General features: G+C 75.8%; 1 protein-coding gene. It reads left to right on the forward strand.

Annotation, left to right across the window (positions count from 1 at the left end; translation table 11 throughout):
• A partial coding sequence (locus tag AW273_RS35765) for a type I polyketide synthase (protein ID WP_232327752.1) occupies positions 1-2,018 on the forward strand: 2,018 nt, incomplete at both ends.

Below are 2,018 nucleotides of genomic sequence, written 5' to 3' on the forward strand. Positions count from 1 at the left end.
CCCGGCGACCGCCGCGCTGCGGGCGCTGGCCACCGCCGGTCTGCTGCCGCCGCCGCTGCGGCCCTTCGCCGGTCCGGCCGCGGCGGTCGCGGGCACGCCGGTTCTCGCCACCCTGGCCGGGCGGTCGCCGGCCGACCAGGAACGGCTGCTGCTGGACGCCATCGCCACCCAGGCCGCCGCCGTGCTGGGCTTCGCCGACCAGAACGGCATCGACGTCACCCGCGCGTTCAAGGACCTGGGCTTCGACTCCCTGACGGCGGTCGAGTTCCGCAACCGGCTGGCCACCGCCACCGGCCTCAAGCTGCCCACGACGCTGGTCTTCGACCATCCGTCGCCGCGTGCCCTGGCCGATTTCCTGCGCTCGGAGCTGCTGGGCGCCGGCACCTCCGCCGCGCCGGTCACCGCCGCGCCGCGCCGGGCCGACGAGCCGATCGCGATCGTGGCGATGGCCTGCCGTTATCCGGGCGACGTGCGCACGCCCGAGGACCTGTGGTCGGTGGTGTCGGGCGAGCGCGACGTCATCTCGCCGTTCCCGGCCGACCGGGGCTGGGACCTGGAACGCCTGTTCGACCCCGACCCCTCCCACGCGGGCACCTCCTACGCCCGCGAGGGCGGTTTCCTGCACGACGCCGCCGACTTCGACCCGGCCTTCTTCGGCATCAGCCCGCGCGAGGCGGTCAGCATGGACCCGCAGCAGCGGCTGCTGCTGGAGACCGCGTGGGAGGCGTTCGAGCGGGCCGGCATCGACCCGGCCTCGCTGCACGGCTCGGCCACCGGCGTCTACGCCGGCGTCGTCTACACCGACTACGGCTCGCGGGTACGGCTCCCGCCGGACATGGAGGGCTATCTCGGCATCGGCAGCGCGGGCAGCATCGCGTCGGGCCGGATCGCCTACACCCTCGGCCTGCGCGGACCGGCCGTCACCGTGGACACCGCCTGTTCGGCGTCACTGGTGGCCCTGCACCTGGCGGTGCGCGCGCTGCGCGGCGGCGAGTGCGATCTGGCGCTGGCGGGCGGCGCGACCGTCCTGTCGCACCCGGACATCTTCATCGGCTTCAGCCGCCAGCGCGGCCTGTCGGCCGACAGCCGGTGCAAGGCGTTCGCCGCCGCCGCCGACGGCACCGCCTTCGGCGAGGGCGTCGGCCTGCTGCTGGTGGAACGCCTGTCGGACGCCGTGCGCAACGGCCACCCCGTCCTGGCGGTGATCCGGGGGACGGCGATCAACCAGGACGGCGCCTCGAACGGCCTGACCGCGCCCAACGGCCCGTCGCAGCAGGCGGTCATCCGCGCCGCCCTGGCCGACGCCGGGTTGTCGCCCTCCGACGTGGACGCGATCGAGGCGCACGGCACGGGCACCCGCCTCGGCGACCCGATCGAGGCGCAGGCCCTCCTCGCGACCTACGGGCAGGACCGGGACGAACCGGCCTGGCTGGGCTCGCTGAAGTCGAACATCGGCCACAGCCAGGCGGCGGCCGGGGTCGGCGGCGTCATCAAGATGGTCCAGGCCCTTCAGCACGGGGTGCTGCCCCGAACGCTGCACGTGGACGAGCCCACCCCCCACGTCGACTGGGCGGCGGGTGACGTGCGCCTCCTCACCGAGGCCCGCCCATGGGCCCGGGAGACCGGCCGGACCCGCCGCGCGGGCGTCTCCGGTTTCGGCATGAGCGGCACCAACGCCCACGTGATCATCGAGGAGGCCCCGGCCGCGCGCCCCCGGTCCGACACCCCTCCGGGCGACGCCCCGGTGGTGTTGTCGGCGCACAACCCCCGGGCGTTGCGGGCACAGGCCGCCCGGCTGCGCGACCATCTGGCCGCCCGTCCCGGCCTGCTGCCGTCAGATCTGACCCGCACCCTCGCCACCGGCCGCGCCGCGCTCACCCACCGGGCCGCCGTCGCCGCCGGCGACCGCGACGCGCTGCTCACCGCGCTCACCGCGCTGGCCGAGGACCGGCCCGACCCGCTGCTGGTGCGGGGGCAGGTCAGGCCGCTGGGCAAGACGGTCTTCGTCTTCCCCGGTC

It is taken from the genome of Herbidospora yilanensis (assembly GCF_001570565.1).
In the GTDB taxonomy this organism is placed as follows: Bacteria; Actinomycetota; Actinomycetes; order Streptosporangiales; family Streptosporangiaceae; genus Herbidospora; species Herbidospora yilanensis.